This window comes from Arthrobacter sp. B2060 (assembly GCF_059090445.1).
The window spans coordinates 152,060-176,549 of sequence record NZ_JBNHFR010000001.1; the positions used below are offsets into that span (position 1 = coordinate 152,060).

Annotated in this window: 24 protein-coding genes, 1 tRNA gene and 1 riboswitch; of the genes, 10 read left to right on the forward strand and 15 right to left on the reverse strand. The window is 65.6% G+C overall.

Annotation, left to right across the window (positions count from 1 at the left end; genetic code table 11):
• Positions 1–181: 181 nt before the first annotated feature.
• Positions 182–1,642 carry a dihydrolipoyl dehydrogenase family protein gene (locus AC5RUM_RS00750; RefSeq protein ID WP_494033147.1) on the forward strand — a complete coding sequence of 487 codons (1,461 nt, stop codon included), beginning with the start codon at positions 182–184 and terminating at the stop codon, positions 1,640–1,642.
• A 135-nt stretch (positions 1,643–1,777) separates the two neighbouring features.
• Entirely contained in the window at positions 1,778–2,446 is a 669-nt protein-coding gene (locus AC5RUM_RS00755; protein WP_494033148.1) for a hypothetical protein, read from the forward strand.
• 84 nt (positions 2,447–2,530) lie between these two features.
• Here the strand turns inward: AC5RUM_RS00755 and AC5RUM_RS00760 are convergent, their stop codons facing one another.
• The 4 genes from AC5RUM_RS00760 to AC5RUM_RS00775 form a co-directional block, all read right to left on the reverse strand.
• Positions 2,531–3,961, reverse strand: coding sequence for a D-alanyl-D-alanine carboxypeptidase family protein (locus AC5RUM_RS00760; protein WP_494033149.1), 1,431 nt, complete (start codon positions 3,959–3,961; stop codon positions 2,531–2,533).
• A 137-nt stretch (positions 3,962–4,098) separates the two neighbouring features.
• A complete protein-coding gene (locus AC5RUM_RS00765) occupies positions 4,099–4,626 on the reverse strand; it encodes a SixA phosphatase family protein (protein ID WP_400579950.1) in 528 nt (175 codons plus the stop codon).
• A 47-nt stretch (positions 4,627–4,673) separates the two neighbouring features.
• Positions 4,674–4,877: a dodecin family protein gene (locus AC5RUM_RS00770; RefSeq protein ID WP_400579948.1), complete on the reverse strand. Its 204-nt coding sequence runs from the start codon at positions 4,875–4,877 to the stop codon at positions 4,674–4,676.
• 155 nt (positions 4,878–5,032) lie between these two features.
• Positions 5,033–5,902, reverse strand: coding sequence for a winged helix-turn-helix domain-containing protein (locus AC5RUM_RS00775; RefSeq protein ID WP_494033150.1), 870 nt, complete (start codon positions 5,900–5,902; stop codon positions 5,033–5,035).
• Between the two features lie 659 nt (positions 5,903–6,561).
• Between AC5RUM_RS00775 and AC5RUM_RS00780 the strand changes: the two genes are divergently transcribed.
• From AC5RUM_RS00780 to AC5RUM_RS00790, 3 genes are all read left to right on the forward strand, one after another.
• The gene (locus AC5RUM_RS00780) at positions 6,562–7,302 is read left to right on the forward strand and encodes a response regulator transcription factor (protein ID WP_494033151.1); all 741 of its coding nucleotides are present in this window, start codon (positions 6,562–6,564) and stop codon (positions 7,300–7,302) included.
• Positions 7,303–7,305: 3 nt separating this feature from the next.
• The gene (locus AC5RUM_RS00785) at positions 7,306–8,868 is read left to right on the forward strand and encodes a HAMP domain-containing sensor histidine kinase (protein ID WP_494033152.1); all 1,563 of its coding nucleotides are present in this window, start codon (positions 7,306–7,308) and stop codon (positions 8,866–8,868) included.
• A gap of 94 nt (positions 8,869–8,962) precedes the next feature.
• Positions 8,963–9,125: riboswitch (cyclic di-AMP (ydaO/yuaA leader) on the forward strand.
• Between the two features lie 5 nt (positions 9,126–9,130).
• The gene (locus tag AC5RUM_RS00790) at positions 9,131–9,955 is read left to right on the forward strand and encodes an aggregation-promoting factor C-terminal-like domain-containing protein (RefSeq protein WP_494033153.1); all 825 of its coding nucleotides are present in this window, start codon (positions 9,131–9,133) and stop codon (positions 9,953–9,955) included.
• Positions 9,956–10,090: 135 nt separating this feature from the next.
• Here AC5RUM_RS00790 and AC5RUM_RS00795 read toward each other — a convergent pair whose 3' ends face one another.
• Genes AC5RUM_RS00795 through AC5RUM_RS00810 form a run of 4 tightly spaced genes read right to left on the reverse strand, consistent with a single transcriptional unit; the run spans position 10,091 to position 12,736 of the window.
• Positions 10,091–10,771 (reverse strand): HAD-IA family hydrolase, encoded by a 681-nt coding sequence (locus tag AC5RUM_RS00795; protein ID WP_494033154.1) that lies wholly within the window; start codon positions 10,769–10,771, stop codon positions 10,091–10,093.
• Positions 10,772–10,807: 36 nt separating this feature from the next.
• Entirely contained in the window at positions 10,808–11,185 is a 378-nt protein-coding gene (locus tag AC5RUM_RS00800; protein WP_494033155.1) for a VOC family protein, read from the reverse strand.
• Between the two features lie 60 nt (positions 11,186–11,245).
• Positions 11,246–11,881 carry a uracil phosphoribosyltransferase gene (upp, locus tag AC5RUM_RS00805; protein ID WP_494033156.1) on the reverse strand — a complete coding sequence of 212 codons (636 nt, stop codon included), beginning with the start codon at positions 11,879–11,881 and terminating at the stop codon, positions 11,246–11,248.
• A 12-nt stretch (positions 11,882–11,893) separates the two neighbouring features.
• Positions 11,894–12,736 carry a phosphatase PAP2 family protein gene (locus AC5RUM_RS00810; protein ID WP_494033856.1) on the reverse strand — a complete coding sequence of 281 codons (843 nt, stop codon included), beginning with the start codon at positions 12,734–12,736 and terminating at the stop codon, positions 11,894–11,896.
• Positions 12,737–12,795: 59 nt separating this feature from the next.
• On the opposite strand from AC5RUM_RS00810, the gene AC5RUM_RS00815 reads away from it, so the two are divergent.
• Complete coding sequence (locus AC5RUM_RS00815; protein ID WP_494033157.1) at positions 12,796–13,308, forward strand: nucleoside deaminase; 513 nt, start codon at positions 12,796–12,798, stop codon at positions 13,306–13,308.
• 6 nt (positions 13,309–13,314) lie between these two features.
• Here the strand turns inward: AC5RUM_RS00815 and AC5RUM_RS00820 are convergent, their stop codons facing one another.
• The 4 genes from AC5RUM_RS00820 to AC5RUM_RS00835 are packed head-to-tail and all read right to left on the reverse strand — an operon-like array spanning position 13,315 to position 17,159.
• Positions 13,315–14,589 (reverse strand): DNA glycosylase AlkZ-like family protein, encoded by a 1,275-nt coding sequence (locus AC5RUM_RS00820; RefSeq protein ID WP_494033158.1) that lies wholly within the window; start codon positions 14,587–14,589, stop codon positions 13,315–13,317.
• Positions 14,590–14,602: 13 nt separating this feature from the next.
• A complete protein-coding gene (locus tag AC5RUM_RS00825; protein WP_494033159.1) occupies positions 14,603–15,712 on the reverse strand; it encodes a glycosyltransferase family 4 protein in 1,110 nt (369 codons plus the stop codon).
• 7 nt (positions 15,713–15,719) lie between these two features.
• Positions 15,720–16,112, reverse strand: a complete 393-nt coding sequence (locus AC5RUM_RS00830) for a 6-pyruvoyl trahydropterin synthase family protein (protein ID WP_494033160.1) — start codon at positions 16,110–16,112, stop codon at positions 15,720–15,722.
• 3 nt (positions 16,113–16,115) lie between these two features.
• Positions 16,116–17,159, reverse strand: a complete 1,044-nt coding sequence (locus AC5RUM_RS00835; protein WP_494033161.1) for a zinc-dependent alcohol dehydrogenase — start codon at positions 17,157–17,159, stop codon at positions 16,116–16,118.
• Between the two features lie 148 nt (positions 17,160–17,307).
• Here AC5RUM_RS00835 and AC5RUM_RS00840 point away from each other — a divergent pair.
• Positions 17,308–17,397, forward strand: a tRNA-Ser gene (locus AC5RUM_RS00840).
• Between the two features lie 62 nt (positions 17,398–17,459).
• On the opposite strand, the gene AC5RUM_RS00845 is transcribed toward AC5RUM_RS00840, so the two are convergent.
• Positions 17,460–18,035 (reverse strand): hypothetical protein, encoded by a 576-nt coding sequence (locus tag AC5RUM_RS00845; RefSeq protein ID WP_494033162.1) that lies wholly within the window; start codon positions 18,033–18,035, stop codon positions 17,460–17,462.
• Positions 18,036–18,481: 446 nt separating this feature from the next.
• On the opposite strand from AC5RUM_RS00845, the gene AC5RUM_RS00850 reads away from it, so the two are divergent.
• Entirely contained in the window at positions 18,482–19,432 is a 951-nt protein-coding gene (locus AC5RUM_RS00850; protein ID WP_494033163.1) for a TM2 domain-containing protein, read from the forward strand.
• Between the two features lie 89 nt (positions 19,433–19,521).
• On the opposite strand, the gene AC5RUM_RS00855 is transcribed toward AC5RUM_RS00850, so the two are convergent.
• A complete protein-coding gene (locus AC5RUM_RS00855) occupies positions 19,522–19,860 on the reverse strand; it encodes a hypothetical protein (protein WP_494033164.1) in 339 nt (112 codons plus the stop codon).
• Between the two features lie 189 nt (positions 19,861–20,049).
• Here AC5RUM_RS00855 and AC5RUM_RS00860 point away from each other — a divergent pair, with 189 nt between their 5' ends.
• Positions 20,050–20,616 (forward strand): SRPBCC family protein, encoded by a 567-nt coding sequence (locus AC5RUM_RS00860; protein ID WP_494033165.1) that lies wholly within the window; start codon positions 20,050–20,052, stop codon positions 20,614–20,616.
• Between the two features lie 258 nt (positions 20,617–20,874).
• Positions 20,875–21,213: a hypothetical protein gene (locus AC5RUM_RS00865; protein ID WP_494033166.1), complete on the forward strand. Its 339-nt coding sequence runs from the start codon at positions 20,875–20,877 to the stop codon at positions 21,211–21,213.
• A 136-nt stretch (positions 21,214–21,349) separates the two neighbouring features.
• Here the strand turns inward: AC5RUM_RS00865 and AC5RUM_RS00870 are convergent, their stop codons facing one another.
• Positions 21,350–24,490 carry an efflux RND transporter permease subunit gene (locus tag AC5RUM_RS00870; protein ID WP_494033167.1) on the reverse strand — a complete coding sequence of 1,047 codons (3,141 nt, stop codon included), beginning with the start codon at positions 24,488–24,490 and terminating at the stop codon, positions 21,350–21,352.

Below are 24,490 nucleotides of genomic sequence, written 5' to 3' on the forward strand. Positions count from 1 at the left end.
CGGATGTCCCATGTCCTCCGGCCGGGGTGCCTTGCATTATTACGCTGCAGAGTGTGCCCGCGAACTCCCCGAAACCTGACGGAGCCGTTGGAGGAACCACCGGAGAAGCCGCGCAGACCCGGGCGCAGCAGGCAACATCCAGTCCCGCCGTGCGTGCCCGAGGCGGGCGTAGGCTGTTGCCATGACGCCAGATGCTGTTGAGCGCGAAGTCGATGTCGTTGTGATCGGCGCCGGCGCCGCCGGGGAGAACGTTGCGGACCGTGTGGTGCAGGGCGGCCTCACCGCTGTACTCGTGGAGGCCGAACTGGTGGGCGGTGAATGCTCCTACTGGGCCTGCATGCCGTCCAAGGCCCTGCTTCGGCCCGGCACCGCCCTGCACGGCGCACAGACAGTCCCGGGCGCCAGCGAGGCAGTCACTCGCACCCTAGATGCCGGGGCCGTCCTCGACCGCCGCGACTCCTTCACGTCGCACTGGCAGGATGACAGCCAGGTGGAATGGGTGGACGGGGCCGGCATCGAGCTGCTCCGTGGCACCGGCCGGATCACCGGCCCCCGCACCGTTGACGTGGCCGGCCGCGACGGCAACCCCTACAAACTCACGGCGCGTCACGCCGTCGTACTGGCCAACGGTTCGACGCCGAACATCCCGCCTATCGATGGGCTGTCCGGGGTCCGGTACTGGGGAACGCGCGAGGCTACCTCGGCTAAAGAGGTGCCGGAGCGCCTTGCCGTCCTGGGAGGAGGTGTGGCAGGCACGGAACTGGCCCAGGCCTTTTCCCGGCTCGGATCGGCCGTCATACTCGTGACCCGCAGGGGCCTGCTGGGCACTTTCCCTGAAGAGGCCGGCAAGCTGGTGGAGACAGGACTGCGTGCCGACGGCGTGGAACTCCACCTGAACACCACGACGCGAAGCGTCAGCCAGAACGACGACGGCTCGCTCACCCTGACGTTCGAGGACGGCGGCACCCGCTCCGTGGACCGGCTGCTCGTCGCTACCGGACGGCGTCCTGCCCTGGACGGCCTTGGTCTGGAAAGCGTGGGGCTTGCGGGCCGCGACGGAAAGCCGCTGACGCTCAGCACCGACTCGACCGGACTGGTCAGCGCCGCTGCCGGAAGTGACGACGGACCCTGGCTGTACGCCATCGGCGACGCGGCCGGCAAGGCGCTCCTCACGCATCAGGGCAAGTATGAGGCCCGGGCCACCGGTGCCGCCATCGCCGCCCGTGCCAAGGGCGAACTGCAGGGCGCCCCCGAGGCCTGGAGCCGCTACGCACAGACCGCCGACGAGCATGCCATTCCCAATGTGGTGTTCACCGACCCCGAGGTGGCTAATGTTGGCCGCTCAGTGGAGCAGGCGAGGAAGGAAGGCTACAACGTGTCGTCTGTGGAGCTGCCCATCTCCGTTGCCGGCTCATCCCTTCATGCTGAGAATTACCAGGGCTGGGCGCAGCTCGTGATCGACGAGGACCGGAGGGTCCTGCTCGGCGCCACGTTTGCCGGACCGGACGTCGCCGAGTTGCTCCACGCGGCGACCATAGCGGTGGTCGGCGAAGTCCCGCTCGACCGGCTGTGGCACGCCGTCCCCTCCTACCCCACGATCAGCGAAGTCTGGCTGCGGCTCCTGGAAAAGTACGGTCTCTGACGTCCGTGCGAACTGACGGGTGGACCGTCAGGCGTCCCCACCCCCGGCGGCCCGTGACCAAAGTGTTGCAGCCATCATGGCAATCATGCGCGGCTACGCCCTGAAGTAGCCGGATCCTCAGGGATGATTAGTCCCATGAGCCACATGGGTAACACCGGGAAGGTCGCCGTCGGGGCATTTCTCGCTGCCCTCGGCATGCTGGTGCTGACGGCCATCACCCTTGAGACAGCTGTGCTGCTGACATTCGTCGGACTCGTTGCAGTGGGTTACGTGGCTTCGGTGGCGGAGGCTTTCTCCCGGCGGCGCCACCTCGCCCTGCTGGCGGGTGCCGCGGGGACCAGCCTGTTCATTGGGTGCACCATCGCGTTCCTGCGAATGTGGGGGCTGGCGTTCAATCAGGATCCGGCTGCCCTTGATGCGGGGGTGGCCACGACGGATTCGGACATCTACTTTTACTTGGCTGTCGCCTCCGGAACGCTCACGCTTCTGGTGCTGTTCGCCGCCGCGGTCTGGCCGTCACGAGGCCACGCGCGCCGCCGCTCCCGTGCTCCCGTCCGGAGGGGTCGCCCGGCGCCGTCGCGCGCTTCAGCCGGCCGCCCGGCGTCGCAACGCCAACCAGCCCAACGCCAAGCTGCGCAAGGCCAACCGGCCGCACGCCGGCCCGCCGCCCAAGCCCAACCAGGGCAGCGGCAGCCAGCCCCGAAACAGCAATCCCCGCGCCAAACGGCTCAAGCCCAACCGGCGCAGCGGCAGGCCGGGAAGACCGGGGCGGCCAGGTCCGCCGCTGGGCGGCCCCGCCGCTGACCCGGCCGCACGCGTACCGCCGGCGAATCCGCAGGGAATGCGGCTGGTCAGCAGGCAGGGAATCCCGCGGTCAGGAGAATACGGTCACCGGAATATGCTGTACGGGCCCCATCCGCTGCCCACCTGCCGGCCGCCGGTGAACTGGTTGGTCCCGAGACTGTAGTAGAACAGCCGCCCGTCGGTGGCCTTCGCACTAAGCCCCCGCGTTCCCGATCCCAGGAACCCGAATGAGGCATGGGACTGGGCGATGGCGTTCCAGCCGCTCCCCAGCTTCCTCCGCGGCTCCTGGACGAACCTGGCCGCGCCGTCCGACCTGTACAGCAGGAGCTCACCCGTTGGCCTCGTGACCAGCAGGTCCTGCCTGCGGTCATTGTCGAAGTCCGCCATGGTCAGCTTCAGTCCCTGAAAGCCGAACCCGATGCGCTGGGGGGCGCCCAGTGCGCCGCCGCCGGGGTTCGGGTAGTAGAGCATGGTGCCGTCGGCTCCTGTCCCCACAACTCCCGGGTAGCGGTGGCCGTTATGCCACTTGCCCACCGTGATGTTCATGGGCTGCCAGCCGCGGGTTCCCACGATGATGGGGCTGAGGAACCCGCCGGATCCCTTGCCGCGGTACACCGTGAGCCTGCCGGTGTTCCATTGCGCCACGATGTCGTTGATGCCGTCGGAGTTCCAGTCCGCGACGAAGCCGGATTTCAGGCCCGTCCATCCGGAGCTGCCGATCTTGATGCGTGTGCCGAAACCGCCGCGGCCATTGGCCGGATAGTTCCAGAGGGCCCCGCTGGAGTCGGCGGCGAGCACATCGGCAGCGCTCCTGATGGTGGGCCTGAGCGAGAAGTACTGCTCCATCGTCGGAATGGCCCGGCTCTTCATGTCGATGGCCAGCGCAACCCCCACGTAGCGAAGGTGCCACGGCTCGTATGTGTACCCGGTGATGTGGGTGTATCCCTGTGGGTACCGCACAATGAACCCGTAGCGGTACGCGTTGGCCGCCACCCAGCGTCCGCCCGGGGTATCTCCGAAGCAAGCGGTCAGCCCGCAGCCGCCGCCGACGTTTCCCACGTCCATGGCGAGGCCGGTCTGGTGCTCGCTGTGACCGGGCCGGGCAGAGATCTGGTCCGCGTACGCCTGGCCATAGGTCTGGACGTAGTAGTTGTACAGGTCACGCTGGGTGGCATAGGACCTGTAGCCGCTGACGACCTCAAGCGAGTGGCCTGCAGCGCGCGCTCCGGTGAACAGCTGGTTTGCGGCGGTGGAGACGCCGCGCCGCAGCACGTGACCGGTGCCGTTCCATGACACGAGGTCCGGCGGAACGAACTGCAACGGGTTCAGCGGCCGGGACTTGTTCACCAGGACCCAGGGGTGGCTGGGGGTGGTCACAACGCTCGTCGACAACTGCTCTCCGGACGGCGCTGCCTGGGCAGCCGGCGCACCGGTCAGGAACAGAGCAAGAACTACGACGGCGGCCGCGCACCGCCGGGCATGCGCCCGCCACTGCATCAAACCAGATTCAAGCATGGCGGGCCCTTCCCCACTAGACGACGCTGGGGTTAAGCGTACCCGCGTCCCCGCCGGCGTTCGACGCCCAGGGGCTGGAATTTAGCGGCTGGAATTTAGAGGATCAGAGCTGGCACTTGGCGGGCACGGCCAGGCCGCTAATGCTTGCGCGGAACCTTAAAGTGTGTGATTCGGGCGTCCTGCCCGTCCAGCTCGGCCCACGACTTTTCGGTTTCGAGGACCGTCAGTCCGCTGGTGGGAAAGCGGGTGGCGGCGTCCATGTACGCGTCATGGTTTGAATCGCGGGAGGCCAGATGCATGGCAAGGTCCTGGACCCCGGGCATATGGGAGATCACCATCAGCGTGGTGACAGTGTCCGGGACGTGGTTTATCACCGACAGCATGCCGAGCGCGGACGCGCCGTAGAGCCCGTCCTCCAGTTTCGGCGTCGGAGCCTTGTCGCCGAGCTCGCTGCATACCCAGGTGCAGGTTTGCCTCGTCCGCAGGGCGCTTGAGCACAGGATGAAGTCCGGGACGATGTTGTGCTTGACCAGCCACTTGCCCGCCAACGGAGCCTCGCGATGGCCGCGCTCTTCCAACGGCCGGTCATGGTCCGCCACGCCGCCGGGCCAGTCGGCTTTGGCGTGGCGCATGATGACCAGCCGCTTCTTGTGGTGCCCGCTCATGGACTCACCCTACTACCCGGGCCGGCGGCAGGCCGGGCAGTGTCCGCTCAGTCGTCCAGGACGAACGTCACTTCCAGCACCACATGCCAGGCGACTACCTGGCCGTCGGTGATTTCGACTTTCTGCTCCTTGACCCAGGCGCCGGAGACACCGCGCAGTGTCTTGTTGGCGCGGGCGATGCCTTCCTTGATGGCGTCGTCAAAAGAGGTTTTGGAGTTCGCGCTCAAGGTGGTGATGCGTGCGACAGACATGGTCTTCCTCCTGGTGGCCGGACGGACGATCCGAGCCTACGCCGGACCAGGAAAAGTCAACAGGGTCCAAACAGGTGCCCCCGGCGGCACATGCAAAAGCGCCCGCCCCTCAATTGAGGAACGGGCGCTTTACGAGCGAATCCGCTAAGGGGAAACTAGATCGAGTATTCCGGAGCTGCCCAAACGATAACCTCGGGGTGCTCGTAGAAGCGGTAGCCCTGGCCGCGGACGGTGCGCACGGTGTTGGCGAGGCGGCCCAGCTTCGAGCGGAGGCGGCGGATGTGGACGTCGATGGTGCGCTCGTTGGGCACCTCCTCAGCGTTGCGCCACAGGCCTTCAAGAAGCTCGTCGCGGCCCACGGTGCGCGTGCCGTTCTCGACGAGGTAGTTGAGGAGCTCGAACTCCTTGAACGTCAGGTTCAGGGATTCGCCGTCAAGGTGCACTTCGCGCCGAGCGAGGTCGATCAGGACACCGGACGGGCGGGGATCCTGGGCCGGCTGGAGCCGGGTGGTTTCGGTGCGCTGCCGGGAGTTCACCGTCGGGTCACCAAAGGTGGAACGGACGACGTCGAGCGCGGAACCGGGCGCGCTGGCCGGTGCCACGGCGACGGCAGCGTAGCTCTCAGCGCCGGAAACCAGCGACTGGGCGTAGGCCCGGATTTCCTGGGCAAGCTTGGCAATGGAGGTGCCGGCAGCTGCGGCGGTTTCCTCGTCGATCCCCATGTACAGGACAAATCCGCGCGCCACGTTGTCGTTCTGCACCGGCCGGACGGTGGCGCCGGGCGCCGGAGCCACAACAGGCGTGGGGGCGGTCATCGGCGCGGCTTCTTCAGCCTGGACAGCGCGGAGCTGGCCGTAGGAGTTGGGGTTGTACCCCTGGGGGGCGTAGCCCGGCGCGGGAACGGCGGAGCCTTGGCCGGCGGGGAATGCCGGGCGGGCGCCAAAACCTTGGCGGTGGCCTGACGCCTGGCCAGGCTTGTTGGCGTTACGGACGGAGATGTGGACGTATCCAGATGCAACTGACATGAATGCTTACCTCAATGTGAATGGCCGTCATCGCGGCTCGAATGCTTGGTTCCCCGCAATGAGTTCTGGGGAGGGCGCCCGACGCTGGGCTCTGGGGGCGAATGCCTAAAAACTTTGTGGGGTGGAAAGTTAGGCGTGCATTCGACAACAGCGCATGTCGACAGCAGCGGGTGTGCTGGGCCAATAATCTGCGGCTGCAGGTGCTGTTGAGTTCTTGTTCACATTGGAAGTGTGCAACGTAACAATGAGAACTTGCAAGTAACAATGGGTCGTTCGGTCCGCATGGTGAGACGAAACGCACAATTGTGGGCCAAATCACAACTTGGAAGACTTCAGATTTCACCGACGTTCTTCCAGAACGAACGTTCAGAAAGGCCATTTTTCCGAATTATCTGCACGAAACTCCCTGTTCATCGACGATTATTCAGCCAACTCAATCATGCCGGAATTACGCGACAACAAATTGCCAATTGTCCAGCTATGACGCGGCCCAAACGGAAAATTTTGGGCAGGGCATTCTTTCCCCGGGCGGGTCAAGCGGGCCGGCGGCACCGCGCCGCTCGCCTATACGGGCCAATGCCGCTCGCTAGGCTGGGATTCACAGCCCGCGCACAGGAATCCCAAAGCACCGGCTAAACAGCAGATCGGAGAGTTGTCCCATGGCTCCCTCGCACTCCATGACGAACAACCTTCCCCAGCTCACCCACCCGGACGGCTCCCCCATCCGTGCCCTCGTGGTTGATGACGAGCCCAGCCTCTCCGAACTCATGAGCACGGGCCTGCGGATGGCGGGCTGGTCCGTCGCCGTGGCCGCGGACGGCCCGGAGGCGGTCAGGCTCGCGAAGGAATTCCGCCCCGACGTCCTGGTGCTCGATGTCATGCTCCCCGGGTTCGACGGCGTTGAGCTCCTCGGCAGGATCCGCTCGTTCGCGCCGGAAGTGCCGGCGCTTTTCCTCACCGCCAAGGACGCGGTGCAGGACCGGATCGTCGGCCTCGCCGCCGGAGGGGACGACTACGTGACCAAGCCTTTCAGCATGGAGGAAGTCCTGCTGCGCCTCCACCGCCTGGTGCAGCGCTCCGGCGCAGCTGCCATGGACACTTCCGAACTCGTCGTGGGAGACCTGGTCCTGAATCTGGATACCCGCGAGGTCACCCGGGCCGGGGACGAACTCCAGCTCACTGCCACGCAGTTTGAGCTGCTGCGCTATCTCATGGAAAACCCGAAGCGCGTGGTGAGCAAAGCGCAGATCCTGGACCGCGTGTGGAATTACGACTTCGGCGGCCAGGCCAACATCGTGGAGCTCTACATTTCGTACCTCCGCAAAAAGGTGGACGCCGTCCACCCGCCCATGATCCACACGGTCCGCGGCGCGGGCTACGTCATCAAACCGGCAGACTAGGCCGTGGCAAAGCCGACCGGCGCCCCCCGGAGCCAACAGCGCCGCTGGCTGAACCCCGGAACCTGGCATCTCCGCACCCGCCTGGTACTCGTAGCCATGGCCCTGCTGGTGGCCATCTGCTCCGCGGTCGGGCTGTTCAGCTATGCCTCCATGGACGCCTTCCTCACACGCCAGCTGGACGAGCGGCTCACCGGCGCATCAGAGCGTGCCAGCGTATTCGGGCGGCCGCCCCTCGGGGCGCAGGGGAAGAGGCCCGATCCGTTGGATGCCAAGGGCTTGGGACCGGGCACGCTCGTTGGCCGAATTGAAAACGGACAGGTTTGGAGCGCGGGGTTCCTCACCAAGGAGGGCACGCGCGCCTCGGTCTCAGCAGCTGACAACGAGGTTCTCCTGGGCCTCGCCCCCGGCGGGGTCCCTGCCGACCGGACGCTGTCCACCGGGGGGTACCGCCTGGTCGCCGAGCAGAGCCCCTACGGGGATGTCATGGTCACAGGCCTCCCCCTGGCCGACAAGCAGAAAACCCTGACATCCCTCATCTGGACCATCAGCATCGTGTCGTTCGGCGGCCTTGTGCTTATCGGGCTTGCCGGAACAGTGATCATCCGCCGCACCATGAGACCCCTCGAACAGCTTTCCGAGGTTGCCACGCAGGTTTCACGCCTGCCCCTCGACGCCGGCGAGGTTGCGCTGGCAGTCCGCGTTCCGCCGTCGAACGCCCATCCCGGAACGGAAGTGGGCAGCGTGGGGCACGCGCTCAACCTCATGCTGGACAACGTGTCCAACGCGCTTGAGGCACGGCAGGAGAGCGAAATGAAGGTCCGCCAGTTCGTGGCAGACGCTTCACACGAGCTCCGCACGCCGCTCACCGCCATCCGCGGCTACACGGACCTGATGCGCATGACCGAGACCTTCACCCCGGACGGGCAGCGGTCCCTCGCCCGGGTACAAAGCCAGTCTGAGCGGATGAGCACGCTAGTGGAGGACCTGCTGCTGCTCGCCCGGCTCGACGAAGGCCAGCCGCTCAAGCTCGGGGACGTGGACCTGACCCAGCTGGTGATCGAAACGGTGAGCGATGAAAAGGTCATGGCTCCGGACCGCAGCTGGCATCTCGATTTGCCCGATGAGCCGGTGGTGGTGCGCGGCGATGCCTCCCAGCTGCACCAGGTGCTGGTCAACCTGCTGTCGAATGCCCGTAAGCACACTGATCCGGGCACCACAGTGGTCACCCGTGTCGCGACAGCCGCGGACGGCGCTGCAGTAATCGCCGTGATTGACGACGGCGAAGGCATCCCGCCGGAATTCGTGGACCGGGTTTTCGCCCGCTTCGCCCGCGCAGACGCGTCCCGCGCGGTCCGGGTGCCCGCCGGCGCTGTCCCCGACGGTGTTGTCCCCGACGGTGTTGTCCCCGCGGCCGAGGGAACCAGCGGCCTGGGCCTGTCAATTGTCCAGTCCATCATCGAAGCCCACGGCGGCGCCGTGGGGGTTGCGTCGCGTCCCGGCCGGACCGAGTTCACCGTCAGCCTGCCCGCGCGGCCTTCCGCGCAAGGTGACGCGCCGACGTCGTGATGTCCGTTACCTAAATGTGACTTAAGCGTGAGCCTCCTGTACGGTCGATAAGGTGCGGCCATCATCTGGGCCGCATATCCGGATGGACGCCCAGCTCTGCCGCTTCCCGGATTCCGCTTGACCAGGCAGAGGCGGGGGAACCAGAGTCCCGGGCAATCCGCATCAGCCCTTGGGGTGAAGCCGACACGTGTGTTTCCGTGCGGCCGGATGACCTCATCCGAACCCGACAGCTAACTCCGCAGGTGTTGAGAGGCAATCCACCATGTCTGAATTCAAGGTACCAACGCGCCCTGAACGCGATCCAAAACAGTCCCGGCAGAAGATTTCACGCCACCGCGCCGAGCCCGCCCGCCCCGTATCAGCCTGGGGCCGTCTCACCGCGAACATCCCGACGTTCGGCCGCCGCGCAGCCGTTGTGACCACAGCCTGCGCCGTCCTGATCGGCGTCGGCGCTGCCGGCCAGGCGGCCGAGCAGGCCAGCCCCGCGGCAGCGCCCGAGGCGGCATCGGCAACAACTGAAGCCCCGCCGACGCTCAACTTCGACAAGACGCTGATCTCCGCACTGCCCAGCCCCACAGCTGCCCCGGTGGCACCCCAGTCCGTTGCCAAGCCGGTGGCGCCCAAGGCCGCACCCGCTGTGAAGGCCGCACCCAAGGCCGCCGCCAAACCGGCGCCCGCCAAGGCCGCTGCCGCCAAGCCCAAGGCCGTCGCACCGGCCGTAAAGGCCGCCCCGGCCAAGGCGGCCCCGGCACCCAAGCCTGCGGCCCCTGTGGCAGTGAACGACCCCGCCGGCGCCCAGGCCTATGCCGCCGGCAAGCTGTCCTCGTACGGCTGGGCGGCAGACCAGATGCAGTGCCTGAAGAAGCTCTGGACCAAGGAGTCCGAGTGGCGCACCACCGCCACCAACCCCAGCAGCGGGGCCTACGGCATTGTGCAGTCCCTGCCCGCCGAGAAGATGGCTAGCTCCGGGGCCGACTACCGCACCAACTACCGCACCCAGATCAACTGGGGCCTGGGCTACATCAAGGAGCGCTACGGTTCGCCCTGCCAGGCACTGAACTTCCACTACGCCAACAACTGGTACTAAGCCGTCACCAGTCTTGAGCGTGGCACGCATTTCTGCACCGCTTTGAATGTCCGAGGGGCCCCGGGATCCACGCGATCCGGGGCCCTTCGGCGTCTGTGCACCGTGCTGCGGGCGGGAAAGTGGTGCAGATATGCGTCAGAGCAGGAAGGAAATGACCTGGCGCCCGTCCTCGTCGGCTTCCACCGAGGCTGTGACAGCGGAGTAGTCCGGGATGTGCGGCACGCCGTCGGGCACAACCCCGGTATTCGGCCCCACCGCCACCGTCCGGATTCCCGCCGCCAGGCCTGCAGCGATCCCGGCCGGCGCGTCCTCGAAGACCACGGCATCCGCAGGCTCCACGCCCAGCAGCTCGGCGGCGAGCAGGTACCCCTCGGGATGCGGTTTGCCGTAGGTGACAAGGTCCGCCGTGACGGCCGTGCCAGGCATGGGCAGGCCCGCTGCGCCCATGCGGACGTCCGCCAGCACCCGGTCGGCTGACGTCACCAATGCCACTGCGTCGGCAGGCAAGGCGCGCAGGAGTGCGGCAGCCCCGGGCAAGGCGACAATGCCTTCGGTCCGGACGCGTTCCATGGCACCGAGCTCAGCGGTGAGTGCAGCAACATCCGCGCCGGCGGGGGCAAACCGCCGCACGGTGTCCCGTGCCTGCACGCCGTGGGAAGTCCGCAGGATCTCTGCAATGTCCAGACCATAGCGGGCGGCGAACTCACCCCACACCTGTTCCACCACCGCCGTGGAATCAACCAGTGTGCCGTCCATGTCAAAGAGGACGGCACGGGCAACCAGGGCGGTGGAGACGGATTCGGCAGGAAGGTTCATGGATCCATCCTGCCTCATGGAGGGCAGGGCGGTCGTTTAGCCGTTCGGCCGGTGGGCCATGTACTGCACCGCCCACTTGTTGCCGTCGGGATCGGCAAAGTAGACAAAGTGGCCCCAGTCCTGGACGTCGACGTCACTGACGTCCACGCCGTTGGCCTTCAACTGGTCGTGGGCTTTGTGGATGTCACTGACCACAAGCTGGAGGCCGGGTGCTGTACCGGGAGGAGCATCGTTGAGGCCCTCGCCGATGGCAATCGAGCAGCCGGAGCCCGGAGGGGTCAGCTGGACGAAACGGAGACCGTCCATGGGCCTCTCGTCGTAGTCGGCGTTGAAGCCTACCTTGTTGACGTAGAAGTCCTTGGCGCGGTCCACGTCGGACACCGGGACAAAGATGAGTTCAAGTTTCCAGTCCATGGTGCACAGGCTATCCCGGAGGCAGAACCATCCGGAAGGGTCCGGGCAAGGTAGCCGAGGTCAGTGGGCGATGCCGTAGAGGCGGTCACCGGCGTCGCCCAGGCCGGGGACGATGTAGGACTTCTCGTTCAGTTTCTCGTCAATCGAAGCCAGGACGATGGTGACGTTGGCGTCGGAGAGTTCTTCCTCGAGTTTGGCCAGGCCTTCCGGGGCGGCCAGCAGGCAGATGCACGTCACGTCTGAAGCTCCGCGCTTGAAGAGGAACTTGATGGCCTCGCGCAGGGTGCCCCCGGTGGCGAGCATCGGGTCCAGGACGAAGATCTGCCGGTCCGTGAGGTTTTCCGGCAGCCGCTCGGCGTAGGTGATGATATCGAGGGTTTCCTCGTCACGGGCCATGCCGAGGAAACCGACCTCAGCCGTGGGGACCAGTTTGGTCATCCCTTCGAGCATGCCCAGGCCTGCCCGAAGAATCGGTACAACCAGCGGTGTGGGCTTGGTGAATGCGGTGCCGACGGTGGTCGCAATCGGCGTCTCGATGGTGACAGGCTCGGTGCGGACGTCTCGGGTTGCCTCATAGGCGAGGAGGGTGACGAGCTCCTCGGTCAGCTGGCGGAAAACAGGGGACGGCGTGTTCTTATCCCGCAGGACGGTGAGTTTGTGGGCGACCAGCGGGTGGTCCACGACGAGAGTTCGCATGGGTCAAAACTATCACCCGGAGGGCGGCCTTCCGCCGCGGCTTCCGCCGCCTGCGGCAGTGCCGCCGGAGCCTTTCTCCGCTTCGGATCCCCCTATGTCGGAGGACTCCTTATCCGGCATACGGGCCGGGTGCTCGAAGGTCGGGGCGGGACCTGCATGCTCACGGCGCCGGATGACGTGGAACAGCCGGTGCGCCAGGATCACCATGCCGACCCACGCGAAGCCGAGCAGCCACGCCGCCATCACGTCGGTCATCCAATGGTGCCCCAGGAAGACCCGGCTCAGGCCCATGGCGATGATGAACAACAGGCCCACCGTAATGACGGCCACCCGGACCAGGTTCCTGTACGTCTGCAGGCACATCAGGTACACCACGACTCCGATCACCACCGTGGTATTCAGGGTGTGTCCGCTGGGGAACGAGGGCGAAAATTCGAACGGCGGAACGGCATCGATATGCTCCGGGCGGACCCGGCCCATGAGCGTCTTGCTCACAGTGGTGGCGGTGATTGATACTGCCGCCGCCCCGCCCACAAGGATGAGCGGCCGCCAGCTGCGGCTGACATAGGTCAGCCAGGCAACGAGGATGCTCGCCAGAATCGGCATGCCGATGCCGCCGCCGATGTTGGTGAACGCCGTCACGGCAGCATCCAGCCCAGGATTTCGGTACTGCTTGGCCATCTCAAGGGCCGGCTGGTCCAGGCCGGCAACGCCGTCCTTGGCCACAACACTCTGGTAGACCTCGGCCCCAAGCAGCGCCAGGGAGATGACCAGGAAGCCGCCCACTATGAGTGTGATCCACAGCGCCGCGTACGGGCCGAGCCACCGGCCAAACCGATCATTCAGGGATTTCATCATCTCTCCCGGTCACGCGCTGTCCGAAGCTAAGTACCCTTCGAAACTATCATTGAGCCATGGCACCGGCAGATCCGCAACACCTCGAATGGATGGGCCTTGCCCTCGAAGAAGCCCGGCGGGCGCTGGCCACCGAGGACGTGCCCATCGGCGCCGTCGTCATCGGTCCCGACGGCACTGTGCTGGGATCCGGACGGAACGAACGGGAGGCGCTGGGCGACCCCACTGCCCACGCCGAAGTCGTTGCCATCAGGGAGGCGGCCGCCCGGCTCCGCGAACGGTCCGTACGCCAGGGCGGCCGTGGCGACGGCTGGCGGCTCGAGGACTGCACCCTCGTGGTGACACTGGAACCATGCGCCATGTGCGCCGGGGCGATCGTGCTGGCGAGAATCCACCGGGTGGTGTTCGGCGCCTGGGATGAGAAGGCCGGAGCGGCCGGGTCCGTCTTCGACATCCTCCGCGAGCGCCGCCTGAACCACTGGGTGGAGGTTTACGCGGGCGTCCAGGAGGAGGAGTGCGGTGCCGTGCTGCGGGAATTCTTCGCCGCGCACCGGGGGTCCCCGCGCTTGTAGGGCTTCCTAGCCCTGGCCACCGGCAGCATCCAGCGCGTCGATCCGCTCCTGCCGGGACGCCGGCGAATCCAGGCTGAAGGACCGGAAATCGCCGAGGTCCTCCTGGATCCAGGCTTCCACTTCGGCGATGCGTCGTGCAACGGCAGGGGTGGGGCCGTTGAAGACCCAGTGCGCGATCCGCGCTTTGCCGGGGTCGTACTGCCAGAGCCCGATGATGCGTCCGCGGTCCAGGATGGGGTGGTCCGGGAGGTCCGCCTGCAGGGCCAGGGTGGAATTCAGCAGCTTTCTGCCTTTGTCCGCCTCGGCGAACAGGTCAGCAGAGTTCCGCCGCTGCAGCACCAGCGAGTCCGTTCCTGCCAGCAGCTGGATCTGCTCCTTCCGGGGTGCCCTAAACGCGCTGAGGCGGTCGACGTCGTCGGGCAGCATCCACAGTGCCCCGCCTCCGGCGGTAGGAATCCCGGCGGTGGGAATCTCGACCGCGCCGGCGGCGGCCAGCGCCGCTTTGCTCTGGGTGACGGTGAACCCGGTGAACCACTGGGACTGCCTGAGGGTGGCGCCGCCGGTCCAGCCCAGGTAGCGGCGGATCAACTCGGCGCGGGCCTCCTCGGGGCCCAGGGTGGTGCGCGGCAAGCCCCAGAGTGTGTAGGCGTAGCGCTGCTGGTCGAGGCGCCCGTTGATGGGAACCCGGCGGATCCGACCGTCCGCCTGCAGCAGCCCCAGTGCCGTCGGCAGGGTGGTGGACACACCCTTTTTCCTGCCCTCGTCGCCGAGGCTCCGGACGGATTCGCCCAGTTCGTCCTTAAGCTGTTTGGGGTCCAAGGGACCTTCGGCTTCAGAGAGCACGTGCAGGACCTGTTCTTCGAGCAGGGTGATCTCGCCGCGGTCCACGCCCAGCCGCGCGAAGACCCTGAAGGCCTCTTCGAAGTTCTTGCCCAGGCTCAGGGCCCATGCGAAGTCCGACCGCCCCAGGACGTAGGTGCAGCCCCGCGCCGTGGGAAGCTCCTGGATTTTCAGGTCCAGGACGTCCTGGTCGACTTGTTCGCGGCGGATCCCGGCCCGCGCAAAGAGCGTGAGGTAGGGATTGGCCCCGCCCAGCGACCGTGCCCAGCCGGCGCGGGCGAAAACCTCTTCTGGCGTGGCACCGGCGAGGGTGCCGTCCAGCCCCTGTCTGTGCCAGGCCCACGCCCGGAGCAGTGCGGGTGTGAGCCGTTCAGCGTGGAGACCGTCGGCGCCGACGCTGTCAGGGGCCGAGACGCGGGGAGTCATGGGCTCATTGTCCACCAGCATTCCTGGGCTAGGAATGCCCGGCCTGCGGCGTCGCTTTGCCGACGACGTCCAGGACGGACCGGGCGGTCGCATCCCAGCCCGGAAGCCGCTCCCTGCCCGCGAGCGCAGCACGGCGCCACGCGGCCTGCTGCTCCGGCGAGGTAAGCCAGCCCCGCAGCGCTGCCGCGAGCGGGGACGGGTCCGAGTCAAGGACGACAACGGCCCCTGGCAGTGAGGATTCGTCTCCTTCCAGCACGGCCCCGTGCGGCGCACCCAGACTTAGGGCCTCCACCGCGCCCGTGCCGGCGCGGACGACGACCGGCAGGCCACGCGCCAACGACTCGGTGACCGCCATGCCGAAGGCCTCCACTTTGGACACGAGCAGGCTCAGGTCTGCCGCGTGCCATTCGTTCTCCAGCGCCTGCCCCTTCAGCTCGCCGGGGAGGCGAACGCGGTCCTCCAGGCCGGACTCCTGCAGCGCCGCCCTGACCTCGCGCGCATAGTCAGGGTCTGCCTCATCGGAACCGACCAGGGCCGCCGTCCACGGCAGGTCCTGCAACTGTGCCAGGGCACCCAGGAGAATCAGCTGGTCCTTGTTTGGCAGCAGGGCCGCCACGGAGACCAGATGCGGCGGCTGCGATCCTTCGGCCGGCTCCCCCATTTCCGTTCCTGGGAGCGCCACGTGCACGTTTCCGGTGCCGTGGCGGCGGGTGATCTCGGCAGCCACGGAGCCGCTGGTACAGATCACGCCGGCGGCGGCGCGGAGGGCGCGGATCTCCAGCTCCGGATGGTCGGCCAAAACCATGTGCAGCAGGATCCACGGCTGCTGCCCGTCCGCGGCTGCTGCTTCCATGGCCTCCGGGGCTCCGGAGGCGACGAGTCCGTCCACTATCGTGACCGTTTCGCCCCTCTCAGATCCCTGGTCCGGGGCAGAGGCACCCTCCCCCAACAGGCGGGCAAACCGCCGTCGGTCTTCACTCGTGCCTACCGGCCAGTCGCCGTCCACTCGTTCCACGGTGGTGCTGACGCCCAATTGGGCGAGTCCGCGCACGAGGGACGCGTTATAGACGTTGCCGCCGGAGTTGTGGCGGATGTTGCCGGGAACGAGCAGGCGGATGGCGGATGGACGGGGCTGCATGACGCTGCTATTCGAAATCGAGGGTATAGGTGGCCCAGGCATCCGGATTTTCCCGCAGCGTGACGTCCAGGCCGGACAGCTCGCGGCCGTCCTCGTCGTCGCGCAACTGCGCCGCCACGGCCCCGGCGATATGCTGCGCCAGGGCTTCGGTGGTGCTCAGTTTGCCCGCGAAGTCAGGGTGTTCATCCAGGTTCCGGTAGTTGAGATCGGCGAGCACCTTTTCGATGATCCCGCCCGCGGCGCCGATGTCCAGGACGATCGCGTCGTCGTTAAGCGCACGACGACGGAAGGTCACCTCTGTCACGAATGTTGCCCCGTGCAGGGCCTGCGCCGGCCCGAACGCTTTCCGGGGCAGGCTGTGGGCGATCATGAAGTGGCGGCGGACGGTCAGGCTGAACACTGGTTACCTCGTGGTTTCTGTTGTGGGGTATTCGATGGTTGCGGGGTATTCGATGGTTGCGGGGTATTCGATGACATGGCAGAGCGCTGCCAGCGCGCCGTCTGATAGCCGCTCGACGACGTCGGGCAGTTCCTTGAATGCGGACGTGCCCGTGAGGAATGCGTCGAAGACGGGGTCTTTCAACAGGGATACCGCGGTCTCGAGGCGGTCGGCGTTGGTGCGGCGGTGGCGGCGCGCCAGGGCCACGGCACCCACCTGGCTTGCACGGAGGGACAGCCTGCGGGCGTGGAAGTCCTCACCGAGTGCCAGGGCAACCTTCCGGTCCGCGTACCAGGACATCTCGATGATTTCGCCTTCGTCGCCCACGAGCTTCAGGCTGCGCTCCAGGCCGCCCTCCGAAGCGGAGCAGTGGAAGACGATGTCGCAGTCAGGCAGGGCGTCATCCGGGTGGGCGAAGTCCACGCCCAGGGCGTCGGCGAGGTCCTTGCGCCCGGGGTCGATGTCCACCAGCTGGAGCCGCGCGAGCGGGAAGCTGCGGAGCAGCGTTGCCACCATGCCGCCCACCAGTCCTGCGCCGATTACCGCGATGCGGTCGCCCAGCCTCGGCCCTGCCTCCCACAGCGCGTTGACGGCCGTCTCCACCGTGCCGGTGAGCACCGCCCGGCGGGGAGGGACGCCGTCGGGAACGCGGGTCAGCGCGGAGACAGGAACAACGTACCGGTCCTGGTGCGGATGGAGGCAGAAGACCGTCTGGCCGGGCCAGCCTTCCGGCCCCTCCTCCACGACTCCGACGGAGAGGTATCCGAACTTCACCGGCGAGGGGAAAGAGCCCTCTTGGTGCGGGGCCCGCATCTGCTCCGCGACGCACGGCGGAACGGCGGCATGATGCACCACGAGTTCGGTGCCCTTGCTGATCCCCGAATACAGCGCGCGGACCAGCGCCTCGTCCGGTCCGGGGCGCCGGAGCTCCTCGGTTCGGAGCTCGCCCTGTTCAGGGCCGATGGTCCAGTATGCGGTTGCTTCTGCGTGCTGCGGAGAGGTAGTCATCTTGCTTATGAATCTAGTGCCCAGCCGTCTTCAGGCGGAAGAGGAGGCCCGGCGTGGCCCCTCGATCTACGCGCGGGTATACGCCGGCGGCAGGTTCGCGGCCGCCGTTTTGGGGTTGGGGGCCTTGCTCCGGTACCCTAGTCAGGTTGGTGACGTGTCCGAGCGGCCGAAGGTGCAACACTCGAAATGTTGTTTGGTGTCAAAGCCAACGTGGGTTCAAATCCCACCGTCACCGCCAAGTAGCGAGGCCCCTGCTTCCCTTTGTTTACAAGGGAAGCAGGGGCCTTTGCTTTGCCCGATTCATGGGCCTGCCCACATTTTGCCCCTCGGCTGCGCAGCAAGTATGCCTGCGGCAACAGTCGCAATGCACAGCGGAACGGGGTACAGCGACGCGGCAGCAGCCACAAAAGTGCCGGGAAGTGCCAGCAGGAACATCCATGCAGCCCACCGGGGAAAAAACCCGTGTCTCCGCGTCCGCACTCCCAGCAGGAGCGATCCCACGAGGGTTGACAGGAACCCGAGCAGGAATATCAACCATGCCCACATTCGGGCGTTACCCGACTCGTAGGGCAGCTGGCTGAAGAACCTGAACTCGGCCACGTTGCCGGCCATCATGAGCATAAACCCAAGAACTATGGGGACTGTAGCAGTGAGTCTCCGAGCGTGTGGTGATGTTCTGTACCTCAGGAACAGGCCGATGAAACTGCAGGCCATGAGGGCGAAGGCGAACACCCAGAGCTGCGAGTTGGCTTCGTACCGGTCATATTCGAGTGATCCCGGCGGCCCCCAGTCCCCTGCCATCAGGGCAACCAACGACGCCCAGGCCACGGCGCCCATAATGCCGAGCCAGCCGAGACCTGAGTGGACCCAATACATCTACGTCTTCTCTCCAGGACGAGGGAAGGAACCCTGTGCGCCATGGTACTCAGCAGGCTCCTGACCGGGAAGGGATCCCAGGCTGGGACCGGGCTGCTAATCGGCATGTGTTCCGCGGCGCAGCAAGTGCCTGTCTCAGACGAAACGCGCTTTCGGCGGAGCGTGCGCCTTTCCACGGAAGTGCGTTTTTACTGTGCGAAGCCTGCTCCAGTCCTGCGCTGATGCTGCCTAAAACCCCGTCCCGGCTGGGGCATGCTTAAACGCGGGCGGTCCACCATAGACGCACTTCTGGGGGGAAGTGACCACGCATGACCAAGGCGCGCCAAGCCATCCATTCCGCCCGTCCCACAATGAATCACAATCGCGCTCCGTCCAGCGGACGGTAATTTCTCGCACCCACGACGCACCGGACGCCTACCATCATGGCGCCCTTTGAAAGGACCACAATGAGCTCACCAGGCCCCTACGGCGCACCGCAGCAGCCGCAGGCACCCTACGGACAGGCACCAGCGGCCACCCAGACGTACCCCGGTGCCCCGGCGCCTTACCCCGGCGCACCGGCACCCTACCCCGGGGCCCCGGCGCCGTTTCCGGGAGGCCCCTCATTCGGCGGATATGGCGTCAGCGATAAGTCCTTCCTCGTGACCTGGCTCCTCTCCTTGCTCCTTGGCATTCTCGGCGCGGACCGTTTCTACCTGGGCAAAGTCGGTACCGGCCTGCTCAAGCTGTTTACCTTGGGCGGCGTGGGTATTTGGGCGCTCATTGACCTCATCCTCGTTCTGACGAACAATCAGCGCGACAAGCGGGGCCTCAGGCTGGAGGGCTACGAGAAGCACAAGAAAATCGCCCTCATTGTGACCGGCGTGGTCATTCTTCTCAGCATCGTTTTCAACTCCACCCGGCCGGCTTCAGCTCCCATCTCCGCGCCTCCGGCTGCAGCCCCTGCGGCTGAAGCTCCGGCCGCCCCGGCCGCAGCCCCCGCGGCTGAAGCTCCGGCCGCGTCCTCCGAAAAGAAGGTCGGCCAAGCGTTCACCGCTGACATGGGCAACGGAGACATCGCCAAGATCACCATCGTTTCCGCCACCTACGGCGACGCGATCACCACCGGCCCCTTCGCCAGCCCGGCGAAGAACGGCGGCTTTCTGATCCTGGATGTGCTGTGGGAGACGGAAAAGGGTGAGACCAGCAGCAACCCGCTGTACTTCAAGGCTAAGGACGCTAACGGCCGCGCGGCTAACGTTGAGCTCTTCACGGATGACGCAATCGGTGCCGGTGAGATCCCGGCCGGCGACAAGGCGCGCGGCAAGGTCGCCTTTGATATCAAGCCGGGAACTTCCACCGTGATCATCACCAACCCGATTCTGCAGGAAGTCGCACGGATCAGCGTCACCCCGTAAGGACTGGTACCAACAGCCAAGCCCCTGCTTCCCTTTGTTGAGGGAAGCAGGGGCTAGAGCTTTGCCCGGCGGTGACGGTTTCCCGTCCGCTACATGGCGTCCGGCCTCTGGTCCCCCTTGTGGCCCCGCAGGTTCTCCTGCACCTTGCCGAACAGATCCTTGATGGTGGACTCGGTGTTGGTCAGCATGTCCGGCTGGACATACACGTTTTGGGTCGGGTTCACGGTGTAATTCGTCTGCAGCCCTCCCGTGCCGTCCACTCCTTCCAGGGCAAGCGTCACTCCGGTGTCCTTGCGGACGATGGCGCCGATGCGACCAAAAACCAGGGTGCCGTCGTCGGGCTGGAAGCTGACCGTCAGCCCTACGTGGGTCCTGTTGAGGTCGGTGGCCACGACAGCCTTCTCATTGCCGGTCCCTGAGTAATCCATGACTTCTCCTTGCGTTAGAGAGCGACGTACGTCAGCAGTCTATGGGCGCCGGGTTACACCCGTACAGACGGCAGGTAACCGGTTTGGAGCCGCTTGGAGCCGGCGCAAAGACCCCAGCGGGAAGGCATTGAGCGAGCCCGCTCCACGCGCTTCAATGAAGTCCGGACGTGTAATCGCGAGGAGGCAACAGTGGATCCGCAACGTGGCAGAAGCACCGATTACGAGTTCTGCACTGTGTGGCGCGTTGCCGGGACCCCGGAGGAGGTGGCAGCCATCCTGGGCAACGCTTCCACACTTCCGCAGTGGTGGCCGTCGGTCTACCTGTCGGTAGAACCCATCCACGCGGGCAAGGAAGACGGCAGCGGCGCCATGGCCAGGCTTCACACCAAGGGGTGGCTGCCCTACACGCTGCGATGGACCGTGACCGTTACCTCGCCCATCACCGCCAGCGGCTTCACCATCCGGGCCACCGGGGACCTCAACGGCACAGGCCGCTGGGTTTTCGAACAGGACGGCCCGGAAACCGTCATCACGTATGACTGGCGTGTCAGCGCCAGCAAACCGCTGCTCCGGCGCCTGGGCTGGCTGCTGAAGCCAGCGTTTGCGGTCAACCACCGCTGGGCCATGGCACGGGGGCAGGAAAGCCTCGCCTTGGAGCTGCGCCGCCGGCGGGCCTCCACTGATCAGCACGCAGTGCCCACACCACCGCCGCCCACGTTCCCTCGGTTGGCGGGGCGTGGGCGGCGGATGGCCTAGTCACGCGGCGCATGCGGGAGGGGAAGTCGATTTTTTGGGTCGCTTCAAGGACGCGCCTCCTTGCGCCCTTGCATCGCCGCCAACGTAAGCCTGTCCTCGGAGGCCGACAGCCCGCCGCTTTCGGGCCTGAGTCTGCACCGGGACAGTGAGTGAACCGCAGCGCCATGAAACGCGTCTTCAAGGTACCGCCGGTATCCCCATCCGCCGGAGCACGAGGTCCCACTTCCGATGCCGCATCAGGTGCGCAAGGAGGCAGCGATGACACTGGAACTGCAGTCTTTTGCATCGGCAATGCAGCTGGCCCTCGGGCACCTCTGTGTTGTGCACATCGACGCGGAGGGAGTAGTAACTCTGCTTGTCCCCGCACGAAGCGGTGATGGTGAGACTAGGACGTTCACCTTTCTGGAGCCGCTGGAGACAATCCATTCCAAAATCACTATCGACGTGGTCACATGGCACTCAAGGTGGCCGGACAAGTCCCGGGAGGCAGCGTCCATGGCAGCTTTCAGCCTCCAGGTACAGAGAGCCATCGAGACGGCGGAGGATTGGGTGACGACTTTGCGGATGACACCAAGCGGAGTGGTGGCGGACCTGTAGTGCCGAAGTATCCGCAGCGATGACGGGGCCGCCAACGAAGCCAGTGCCTGAAAGACGGGGGCGACACACCGCCGCCCACGTTCCCGCGGTTGGCGGGGCGTGGGCGGCGGATGGCCTACTTACTGTATGGAGTTAGTCAGGCGTTGGCGAGCTCCGGTTCCCGAGGCGGCGCCTCATCCCGTTCCTTCCGGGACTTGGCGAACCTCAGGTAGAGCGACGGCACCACGAAGAGGTTAAGCAGCGTGGACGTCACCAACCCGCCGAGAATGACTGTTGCCATGGGATGCTCGATCTCGTGGCCCGGAATTTCACCCAGGACCACCAGCGGAACGAGGGCCAGCCCCGTGGCAAGGGTGGTCATCAGGATCGGTGAAAGCCGCTCACCCGCCCCGCGCAGCACCATTTCGGGCCCGAACTTCATGCCCTCATATTTCTCCAGGTGCTGGCAGTGGTTGATGAGCAGAATACCGTTCCTTGCTGCGATACCCATGACTGTCAGGAAGCCCACAATCGAGCCCAGTGACAGGACACCACCTCCCAGCCAGGCGGCGAACACGCCGCCGACGAGGGCGATTGGCAGCGTGAGGATGACCAGCGTGGCCAGCCTCCAGCTTGAGAAGGCCACCTGCAGGAGCAGGTAAATCACGGCCAGTGCCACGGTGGCGAGAGTCAGCAGCGTGGCGGTAGCCTCTTGGCGCTCCTTGAATTCGCCGAGGATTTCGGTGCGGAAGCCTGGCGGCAGCTCCACGCCCTTCAGTCCTTCCTCCATGGCCGCAACGACCGTGGCCAGGGATCCTTCTGTCACGTTTGCCTCGATGTCGATCCGCCTTGAGTGGGCATCACGTTCGATGACGTTGGGCGTTGGCTTCACCTCGACGCTTGCCACGTCCGACAACAGGATTTTCTCTCCACTGGGGGTATCAATGGGAAGGTTCCTGATGCTGGTGACGTCCGAGCGGATGCTGACAGGGCTCCAGACCTGAACGTCATACGCCTTGCCATCCCGGTAGACGTCGCCGACTTCCTCGCCGGCCACAAGTGTTGCCGCGGCCCGCCTGACGTCGCCCGGTTTCAGCCCGTAGCTCTGGGCCTTTTCCAGATCGACCTCAATATTGAGCTGTGGAATGTCCTTTTGCAGCTCGGTGTGGACGTCAATGGCTCCTTCGGTGCCGTCAAAGATCGCCTGGACTTCCGCGGCCTTTGAGCGCAGAAGTGCCAGATCGTCCCCATAAAGGCGAACTACGACGGCGGTGCTGGCGCCCGTGAGAACCTCGCGGATTCTCTCCTTCAGATATGTTTGGACGTCACGCACGATGCCGGGATAACCCTCCACAACTTCGTGGACTGAAGCCAAGGTCTTGTCATAGTCCACTGCAGGGTCGATGCTGATCCAGTTCTCACCGAAATACACACCGACCACTTCATCGGCGTTGAAGGCCTGCCCGATATGGGCACCGCAATTCCGCACTCCAGGGATGGTCATGAGCTCAGCGCAGGCCTTCTGACTAATCCGATATTCCTCTTGCACGGACGTGCCCGGCTGGGTCAGCCAGTGCATCAGGAAGTCGCGCTCCTTGAAATCTGGCAGCAGCGACTGCCCAAGCAGCGGTGCGGTGAGGGCACCAACCGCCGCCATCGCGCCGAAGGTGGCGTAACCTGCCGCCGGGCGCCGGATGATCTTGCTCAGCACCTTGTGATAGCCGCGCTTGAGCACCCGGACCAGCGGCGGCTCCTGCTCCTTCAACGGAACCTTGCGCATGAAGATCAGCGCCAGGGCAGGAGTAACAGTCAGCGCCACGACCATTGAGGCCAGCACCGCCAGGGTGTAGGAAATGGCCAGCGGTCTGAAGAAGGCGCCGGTAAGTCCCTGAAGGAAGAAGATCGGCACAGCCGCGGCGATGATGATCAGCGTGGCATAGACGATCGGTCCGCGCACCTCAAGGGAGGCCTCCAGCACAACCGAGGCAGTAGAACGTGTTCCGCCCGCCGCCCGGTGCTGCCGGAGTCTTCGGATGATGTTCTCAATGTCGATGATCGCATCATCCACCACCACCCCGACCGCAATCACCAACCCGGCCAGGACCATGGTATTCACCGCGGTGCCGGTCAGATAGAGGACGGACGCCGCCGTCACCAGCGACAGCGGGATCGCGATCAGGCTGATGAGCGCGGTCCGCCACTGGAACAGAAACGCCCCGAGCACCAGCACCACGAGGATGCAGCCCAGCAGCAGCGCACGGCTGAGGTTGTCGAGCGATTCCTCAATGAAGGTCGCCGGACGGAAAATCTCGGTATCAATGGTGATGCCGCTAAGCCCGGGCTCCATCTGCTTGAGGGCTGCCTCCACACCCTTGGTGACCTCCAGGGTGTTGCCCCATGGAAGTTTCTCAACAATGAGCATCAGCCCTGGGCCCTGGTTGATCACGGCGTCACCAATGAGCGGCTGGTGGTCTTCCACCACATTGGCCACGTCAGCCAGGCGGAGCGGCTTCCCGTTCCGTTCCTCGATGACGACCTCCGCGAGGTCCTGCGGCGTCGCGATCGGCAGCACGTGCTGGATGCTGAGCCGCTGGTTTGGCGTCTCAACGTGGCCGCCGGTGCCGATGACGGCCCCGGGCGTGTACTGCAGAAGGCCTGCGTCCAGGGCATTGGCTGTGACGTCCATGACCTGGTTCAGGCTGACATCGTGCGCCTTCAGCTTTTCCGGAACAGCCTGTACCTGCAGCATCTGCAGACGCTCGCCCCAGATGGCGATGTTGGCTACACCCGGGACGCGCAGCAGGTGCTGCCGGATCTTCCAGTAGGAGATCATGGACATCTCAATCAGCGAGCGTTCATCCGACGTCAGGCCGATCTTCATGACCCGGCTTGTGGACGACAGCGGCTGCAGCATCATCGGCGGCGACGCCCAGGTGGGCAACGACGGCGTGACGGTGGCGATACGCTCCGACACCAACTGGCGGGCCTTCAGCAGGTCCGCCCCCGGAGCGAAAATGAGCACGATCGAGGACAGCTGTTCCACGGATTTGGAGCGGATTTCCTCCAGACCCTCGACGCCGTTGAGGGCGTCTTCGAGCGGAACGCTCACCAACTGCTCCACCTCGGCAGCGGTCAGACCAATGGCAATGGTCTGGATCTCCACCTTCGGAGGGGCAAATTCGGGAAAGACATCCACAGAGGCCGTGCTGAGCTGGACGCCGCCGAACGCCATCATTGCCACCGCGATGGCCACCACCAAGGCGCGGAACTTGAGGCTGAATCCGACAATCCGGCGCAT